The organism is bacterium (genome assembly GCA_036524115.1).
Taxonomy (GTDB): Bacteria; JAUVQV01; JAUVQV01; order JAUVQV01; family DATDCY01; genus DATDCY01.
In genome coordinates this window covers 19,483-27,322 of sequence record DATDCY010000123.1, presented here as the reverse complement: position 1 = coordinate 27,322, position 7,840 = coordinate 19,483, and the positions used below count along the sequence as shown (strand labels likewise).

The following is a 7,840-nucleotide window of genomic DNA, read 5'->3' as shown; positions in this document are numbered from 1 at the left end:
GCCGGCGGTGCCCGCCGAAGCACAGCCGCCGGCGCCCGCGCCGCCAGCGGTCCCCGCGCCCGTCGCGGTCCCCGCCCTGGCCCCGCTTCCGTCATCGATCGCGCCGCCGCCGGCCGTGAACCCGGCGACGCCCCTGCCGGTCGTCACTTCCCAGCCGGTGCCGATCGAAGCCGCCACCCCGGCGCCGGAACCCGAGGCACCGCCGGCCGATGGTCGCGTCGTCGGTATGGAGGAACTGCCCCAGGACCTGCGCGCGACCCTCGCCAAGTTCTCGGTCAGCGGGCACGTCTGGTCCGAGGAGCCGGGGTTGCGGCTGCTGACGGTCAACGACCGCATCGTGCGCGAGGGGCAGGACGCTGCGCCCGGCGTGCGCCTGGAGCAGATCACGCAGGACGGCGCGGTCTTCTCCCTGCGCGGCTGGCGTTTCCGCGTAACAGGCCGCTGATACGGGGCCATCTGCGGCGTTGCACTCCTCCCGGCTCCCTGCGGCGTACAACTCGTACGCCTCAGTCGCCGGATCGTCGCGCGCCTTGCATCTGACCCCGTCTGAGCGGCCTGTCGGGCTGGGGGCTGATCGGCCGCAGGCTGCTAGACTCGGGGCATGAAGTCCGCCCGCCGCACCCTGCTCTGGCTCGGCGCCTACGCCGCGGCGATGGCCTGGGTCGAGTCCGTGCTGGTCGTGTACCTGCGGCGCCTCTACTACCCGGACGACCCGCTGACGATGTTCCCGCTGCGCATCTGGCCGATGCGCGACCTGGCGCTGGAGCTGGTGCGCGAGGCGGCCACGATCGCGATGATCCTCGCCGTGGCGCGGCTCGCCGTGCAGGGAAGGATTCGCCGCACGGCCGCGTTCCTCTTCGTGTTCGGCGTCTGGGACCTCTGTTACTACCTCTGGCTCAAGGTCGCGCTCGGCTGGCCGGTCTCGTGGGCGGAGTGGGATGTTCTCTTCCTCATTCCCTGGCCGTGGCTGGCGCCCTGGATCACGCCGGCGATCGCCGCGGCGCTCTTCGTCCTCTGGGCGGCGCCGGTCCTCGACCGCGAGGAGGAGATCGAAGTCCCTCGCCGCGCCCGGGCGCTGGCCGTGGCCGGCCTCGCGCTCATGCTCGCGGCCTTCGTCGCGCCCGCGCTGCCGCTGCTCGGCGCAGACGCCGCGACGATCGCCTCGTTCGTGCCGCACCGCTTCCCGTGGTGGTTGTATCTCCCCGGCGTGGCGCTGCTCGCCGCGGGGCTCTTCGCGGGCCGCGCCGGCGGGTGCCGCGACTGACGATCGGGGTTGCGACGTGCGGCGCGACTTCTTCGTCCAGTTCTACCCGACGCTGCGCTGCAACCTCGCCTGCGAGTTCTGCTTCAACCGCGGCCTGACGCCGCTGCCCGACGTCGATCCGGCGGACTTCGCCCGGATGCTCGAGCGGCTGCGGGAAGCCGGTGTCGCGACGCTCGATCTGCTGGGCGGCGAGCCCACGCTGCATCCGCGGCTCGCGGAGCTGATCGAAGCGCTCGCCGCGCGCCGCATGCGCACGACGCTGAGCACGAACGGCCGCGGCGATCTCGCCCTGCTCGAGCGCCTCGAGGACCGCTTCGGGCGCGGGACCCTGCGCGTCGGCGTCTCGGTCAACGGGGAGGAGACGCCGGCGGCGCTGCGCGCCTACGTCGGGCGGCGCGGGCCGCTGGTCAAGAGCGTCTGCACGCGAGGCTGGACGCTGCCGCCCGCCGCGCGCGGGCATCTGCACCGGCGGGGCGCGGAGTTCTTCCTGATCTTCCGCGACCCGGTCGTGCCCGCGGACCTCGCCGACTGCCTCTCGTACGCGGAGTACGAGGAACGACTCGCGGCGCTGCGACGCGAGTACCCGCGCGCGGCGGGCGTGGTCTGCGAGGGTTTCATCGCGCGGGCCGGACCCGCGGCGGCGGACGTCCGCTGCCCCGCCGGCACGACGAAGGTCTCCGTTCTGCCCGACGGCTCGGTCTACCCCTGCTACCTGTTCTTCGGGCGGCCGGAGTTCCGGCTCGGCAACCTCCTGGACGATCCGCTCGGGCGCATCCTGGCCCACCCGCGGCTGGACTGGTTCAGGAGCTTCGCCGGGAACGCCTGCCCGCGCGCCGGCTGCCCGCACCACGCCAACTGTCGTGGCGGCTGCCCTGCGGTGAGTCTGCTGGTGGCGGGAGACCTGGCCGCGCCGGACCCGCGCTGCGCCGCCGCTCAGAACGACGGCGTGGAAAGCGTCGTCAGCCGCTCCGGGTCGAAGCGGATCCCGGCGCGCTCGTAGAGCGCAAGCAGCCCGCCCTTGTCGACGGCCTTGATGTAGGCCTCCTTCGCGTCGACCGTCTTCGCCTTCACGAGGTCGCAGAGCGAGTCGTTCAGCGTGCGCATCCCCGCCTGGCGCTGCGTCTGCATCAGCGAGGGAATCTGGAAGGTCTTGCCCTCGCGGATGAGGTTCGCCACGGCCGTGGTCACCATGAGCACCTCGTAGGCCGCGACGCGGCCCCCGCCGCGCTTGCGGCAGAGCGTCTGCGCGATGACGCCCTTGAGCGTCTCCGAGAGCATGACGCGGATCTGCGTCTGCCGGTCGGCGGGGAACTGGTCGATGATGCGGTCGACCGTCGAGGGGGCGGTCGTGGTGTGCAGGGTGCCGAAGACGAGGTGCCCGGTCTCCGCCGTCTCGATGGCGATGCCGATCGTCTCGAGGTCGCGCATCTCGCCCACCAGGACGATGTCCGGGTCCTCGCGCAGCGCCGCCCGCAGCGCGCGCTTGAAGCCGGTGGTGTGCGTGCCGACTTCGCGCTGGTTGATGAGGCAGCGCTTGTTGCGGTGGACGAACTCGATGGGGTCCTCGATCGTCACGATGTGATCCGAGCGGTGCTCGTTGATGAAGTCGATGAGCGCGGCGAGCGTCGTGGACTTGCCGCAGCCTGTGGGCCCGGTGACAACCACGAAGCCCTTGGAGAGCCAGCAGAGCTCGACGGCCTCCTTCGGCAGCCCGATGTGCTCCATGGACGGGATCTTCGTCGGGATCTGGCGGAAGACCGCCCCCATCCCCGAGCGGTCGAGGAAGTAGTTGCAGCGGAAGCGCGCGAGCCCCGGAACCTCGTAGGCGAAGTCCGTGTCGTGGCTGTGCTCGAACTCGCGCAGGTTCTTCGGCGGGCAGATCGGCCGCAGCAGCTCCTCCATGCGCGCCGGCGTCAGCGCGGGCGCCTCCAGCGCCGTCATCTCGCCGCTCTGGCGCAGCCGCGGCGCCTGGCCCATCGTCAGATGCAGGTCGGAGGCGCCGCGCTTGATCATCTCCCTGAACAGCTCGTCGATCGCCGGTTCGCCGGCGGCCCGCGGGTCGAAGGTGCGGCCGGCCGCTGCGGACGCCGCGGCATCGGCGCAGGCGGCCGCGGACGCCGGTGGAGGCTCGAGCGGAGGCGTCGCGGTCTCCTGCGCCGCCGCCGGGCGGATCTCGGCCTCGGCGCCGCCCGCCGGGAACGTCACCGTCACGGAGAAGCCGCGATACGCGAACGACACCGACTCGCGCGCCTCCAGCGCCGCGCTCTCGGCGGGCCCTGCCAGCTCGCGCACGTAGGCAAGCACGCGCTCCTCGCCGAGGGCAGCCGAGCCGACGGGCTGGGTCCCGCGCTCCGAGTGCAGGAGCGGGATACCCCCGGTCTTGAGCGAGAGCAGCTCGGCCTTGCGGGAGGCCATCGAGTCGAGGACGCGATCCAGCGCCGCCACCGTCACTCCCCCGCGATCGTGATGGACGCGACCCGCCGCAGGTTCACGAGGAAGAGTTCCCCGTCCCGCTGGACGTGGAGGAAGTCGCCGTTGCGGTTCACGACGTCGATCACGCGCCGCGAACCCTCCGGGCCGAGGAGGGCGACCCGGCCCTCGAGGTGCGTGCCGGTGTCGAACTCGATGTGGACCCCGGCCTCCCCGGCGCCGGCGCGCGTCTCGTAGTAGTACCACTCGGCGCGCTGCGGGTCGCCGACCATGATCCAGGTGATCGCGTCGCGCCGCGCGAGCACCGTGTCCCCGTCGTCGCGGAAGAGCGGGATGAACGTGTCCGGTGCGTTGAAGATGTCCGAGGGCATCTCGGCGCCGCGGTGCCCCTGCGCGTGCGGGGCGAGGAATACGAACCGCGTCTCGGGCGGCCGCGGCGGGATCTCGACGAAGACCGACGCCCGCTCCTTGGGTACGTGGAACTGCCGCATCGCTCGACTCCTCCGTGCGGTCCGGCCGTGGCGGGCGCCGCGACGTGGCCTGGAGTATAGCACGCGGTCCGCCCGCCGCCGGTGTGCGCCGCCTCACGCTTTGCGGTAGACTCCCGTACCCGATGGCCGGCACTCCCGCGGACCCGTTCGCGCACCGCCCGCGCCGCACCTGGCGGCGGGTGAGCGTCGAGGTCCCGGCATCGCTCACCGACGCGGCCGCCGACCTGCTCGCCGAGGCGACCGGCGCAGGGGTCGAGATCGCCGCTGCGCCGCCGGATGCGCGGGTCGGCCAGCGCGAGCGGATCACGGCCTACCTGGCCGACGGCGAGGGCGCCGGAGACGCCGAGGCCGCCCTGCGACGCGACCTGGCGGCGCTGGCGGCGCGGGCCGGGGCCGCGGCGATCGCCGTGCGCTCCGAGCCCCTGCTCGAGGAGGATTGGGGCGCCGGCTGGAAGGAGCACTTCCGGCCGTTCCGGGCCGCCCCGCACCTGTTGATCAAGCCGACGTGGGCCCCGTGCGAGCCCGCGCCCGGCGACGCGGTCATCGAGATGGACCCGGGCATGGCCTTCGGGACCGGCCTGCACGCGAGCACGCGGCTGGCGCTGGCGCTGATCGACGAGCGCTGCGCTGCCGGCGCGCCCGTGCGGGTGCTCGATCTCGGCACCGGGACCGGCATCCTGGCGATGGCGGCGGCGTTGTTCGGGGCCCGCGAGGTCGTCGCGCTCGACAACGACCCGGACGCGGTCGCCGCGGCGCGGCTCAACGTCGAGGGCAACAATCTGGCGGGGCGCGTGCGCGTCGGCGGCGAGGACCTCGCGGCGATCACCGGCCGCTTCGAACTGGTCGCCGCGAACATCACCGCGGACGTCCTCGTGCCCCTGGCCCCCGCGCTCGCCGCGCGGCTGGCCCCCGGCGGGGCGCTCGTGCTGGCGGGGATCCTCGCCGGGGAGCAGGAGCGCGAGGTCCGCGTCGCCTACGAGCGGCTCGGCCTGCGCTGCGCGGCGGCGCGCGCGGAAGGCGAGTGGGCCGCCCTGCTGCTCGCGGCGCCCGCCGAGGAGATCTTCGAGGTCGTCGACGAGGAGGGGTGCGTCGTCGGTCGCGCGCCGCGCTCGGCGTGCCACCGGGACCCGGCGCTGCTGCACCGCGTCTCGCACGTGATCGTCGTCGACGCGGCCGGGAGGATCTACCTGCAGCGGCGGCCGCTGACCAAGGACATCCAGCCGGGCAAGTGGGACACCTCGGTCGGCGGGCACCTGGACATCGGCGAGGACCACGAGGCCGGCGCCCGCCGCGAGATGCGCGAGGAACTCGGCTTGGAGGGCGAGCTGCGCTTCCTCTACCGCTACCTCTGGCGGACGGAGCGCGAGAGCGAGCTGGTCGCGACCTACCTGCACGTGGCGCGCGGGGAGCCGCGCCCGCACCCCGGCGAGATCGACGAGGGGCGCTGGTTCACGGCCGCGGAGGCCGCGGCGCTGGTCGGGCGCGGCGAGGCCACGCCGAACCTGGCGGAGGAGCTGCGGCGGCTGGCCGCGCACGACGTCCGGCCTTGACATCGATCCGCCAATTCCTATACTCCCCCCCACGTGGCGCTATCGTCTAGGGGTCAGGACGGGTGGTTCTCAGCCATCAAACCGGGGTTCGAATCCCCGTAGCGCTACCAGCAAGAATCACGACGTGAGCCCCCGCGAACTCAGGACCGCGGGGGCTTTGCGTTTCGGGGCGCCGGCGCGATGAGCGCGCCCCTCCGGCGGCACCTGGCCCTCCTGGGCGCCTCGATCCTCGCCGCGCTGGCCGTCGCCGAGGTCGGACTGCGGGTCGCCGGGTTCTCGGCGCCGTCCTTCTACACGCGCGATTACCAGCGAGGCGGCGTGCTTCGCCCCGGGGCCGCGGGCCTCTGGAACCGCGAGGGGCGCGACTTCGTGCGCATCAGCAGCCGCGGGCTGCGCGACCGCGAGCACGCCCTGGCGAAGCCGCCGGGCACGCTGCGGATCGCGGTCCTCGGCGACTCCTACGCCGAGGCGATGCAGCTCCCCATGGAGCAGACGTTCTGGTCGGTGCTCGAGCGCGAGCTGGGCGGTTGCGGGGCGCTCGCGGGTCGCCGCGTCGAGGTCATCAACTTCGGCGTCTCCGGCTACGGTACCGCGCAGGAGCTGCTCGCGCTGCGGCACGACGCGTGGCGTTACGACCCGGACGTCGTCGTGCTGGCCTTCGTAACCGGGAACGACGTACGCAACAACTCGCGCGAGCTGGAGCGCGATCCGACCCGCCCGTACTTCGTCGAGCGCGACGGGCGGCTGGTGCTCGACGAAGGCTTTCGCGCCGGCTTCCCCCCGCCGTGGCGGCTGCGGCTGCGGGAGGCAGCCTCGGAGGTGTTGAATCGGGTCCGCGTGCTCCAGTTGCTGAAGTCGGCGGCGGACGCGGCACATGCGCCCGCGGCGCCGGCTCCCCCTGCGGCCGACACGGGCGCATCCGCCGGCCTCGACGACGAAGTCTACCGTCCACCGCGCGACGCGGCCTGGGAGCGCGCCTGGCGGGTGACGGAGGGGCTGCTCGGGCTGATGGCCGACGAGGTGCGCGCGCACGGGGCGCGGCTGCTGGTCGTCAGCCTCTCGAACCCCGCGCAGGTGCACCCCGACCCGGCCGCCCGTCAGGCGTACGCGCGGGCCCGGGGGATCGACGATCTCTTCTACCCGGACCGGCGGATCGCCGCCGCCTGCGCGCGCCTCGGCGTGCCGTCGCTGTCACTCGCGCCGCCGCTGGCCGAGCGCGCGAGCCGCACGGGGGTGTTCTTCCACGGCTTCGGGGGCCACGAGGGCGAGGGACACTGGAACGAGCGCGGGCACCGCGCCGCGGGGGAGTTGATCGCGGCGGAACTGTGTCGGGGGCTCCCGGCCCCCTAGCCGCTTCGGCCGCCGTTCGGCTCCCCGCGGGGGACGGCCACCGCGGTCAGCGACTGCCCGAAGGGCATCCCCACGGATGGCTCCAGGCGCCGCGCGACGGGGACGACAAGGCGATCGTACCAGCGCAACTGGGTGTCCACCACGCCCCCCAGGCTCCGCGGCCGGACAAGGCGCGAGGTGATGAAGTAGGGTATGACACCCGGGGCGTTGAAGAAGGAGAGACGCTCCACCCGGAAGCCCGACGCTTCGAGCAGTCCTCGCAGCCCCTTCCGCGAATAGCGCCTGAAGTGGCCGGCCAGCTCGTCCGGAGCCCCGAAGAGAAACGGATGGGCCGGCACCAGCAGGAGGAGCCGACCGCCGGCGGGGCGCAGGATGTCCGCCAGCGAGCGGAGGGCCGCCCCGTCCCTCTCGATGTGCTCCAGGACGTTGACGCACAGCACGGTGTCGAACCTCTCGCCGGCCAGTTCGGCGGCAAGGGCCGGATCCGCGATGTCCCCCTGCCGGGCCTCCAGCGCCTGGCCGCGAAAGCGCAGCTGTATTTCCCGCACGCAGTCGGCCGAGAGATCCACCGCGGTGACCGATCGCCCCTGGGCGACGACGTGGTCGAGCAGCGGGCCGTGCCCTCCGCCGACGTCCAGGACCCGCCGGCCGAGATACGGCACGAACCGGTCCATGATCCAGGCATAGTAGTTCCTGGCCTCGCTCAGGGAAGGGGACATGGTCTCCCCCCCTACCGGTCGTGACCGTTCGGGGGG

The 7,840-nt window shown here is 73.4% G+C and carries 8 protein-coding genes and 1 tRNA gene; 6 read left to right on the top strand and 3 right to left on the bottom strand.

Going from position 1 to position 7,840, the window contains the following annotated elements:
- The 3 genes from VI078_05600 to VI078_05590 all read left to right on the top strand — a co-directional run.
- Positions 1–445, top strand: a 445-nt coding sequence (locus tag VI078_05600) for a general secretion pathway protein GspB (GenBank protein HEY5998762.1), incomplete at its 5' end; no start/stop codon positions are given.
- 156 nt (positions 446–601) lie between these two features.
- On the top strand, positions 602–1,264 hold the full coding sequence (locus VI078_05595) for a hypothetical protein (protein HEY5998761.1): 663 nt from the start codon (positions 602–604) through the stop codon (positions 1,262–1,264).
- A gap of 16 nt (positions 1,265–1,280) precedes the next feature.
- Complete coding sequence (locus tag VI078_05590; protein ID HEY5998760.1) at positions 1,281–2,264, top strand: radical SAM protein; 984 nt, start codon at positions 1,281–1,283, stop codon at positions 2,262–2,264.
- On the opposite strand, the gene VI078_05585 is transcribed toward VI078_05590, so the two are convergent.
- Both VI078_05585 and VI078_05580 read right to left on the bottom strand, forming a co-directional pair.
- Positions 2,198–3,709 (bottom strand): type IV pilus twitching motility protein PilT, encoded by a 1,512-nt coding sequence (locus VI078_05585; GenBank protein HEY5998759.1) that lies wholly within the window; start codon positions 3,707–3,709, stop codon positions 2,198–2,200. The two genes, VI078_05590 and VI078_05585, sit on opposite strands and share 67 nt — an antisense overlap.
- A 2-nt stretch (positions 3,710–3,711) precedes the next feature.
- Positions 3,712–4,185 (bottom strand): hypothetical protein, encoded by a 474-nt coding sequence (locus tag VI078_05580; protein HEY5998758.1) that lies wholly within the window; start codon positions 4,183–4,185, stop codon positions 3,712–3,714.
- A gap of 122 nt (positions 4,186–4,307) precedes the next feature.
- Here VI078_05580 and VI078_05575 point away from each other — a divergent pair, with 122 nt between their 5' ends.
- From VI078_05575 to VI078_05565, 3 genes are all read left to right on the top strand, one after another.
- Positions 4,308–5,735, top strand: coding sequence for a 50S ribosomal protein L11 methyltransferase (locus tag VI078_05575; protein HEY5998757.1), 1,428 nt, complete (start codon positions 4,308–4,310; stop codon positions 5,733–5,735).
- Between the two features lie 35 nt (positions 5,736–5,770).
- Positions 5,771–5,845, top strand: a tRNA-Glu gene (locus VI078_05570).
- A gap of 70 nt (positions 5,846–5,915) precedes the next feature.
- Positions 5,916–7,085, top strand: a complete 1,170-nt coding sequence (locus VI078_05565) for an SGNH/GDSL hydrolase family protein (GenBank protein HEY5998756.1) — start codon at positions 5,916–5,918, stop codon at positions 7,083–7,085.
- On the opposite strand, the gene VI078_05560 is transcribed toward VI078_05565, so the two are convergent.
- A complete protein-coding gene (locus VI078_05560) occupies positions 7,082–7,804 on the bottom strand; it encodes a class I SAM-dependent methyltransferase (protein HEY5998755.1) in 723 nt (240 codons plus the stop codon). The genes VI078_05565 and VI078_05560 overlap by 4 nt on opposite strands.
- Between the last annotated feature and the right edge of the window lie 36 nt (positions 7,805–7,840).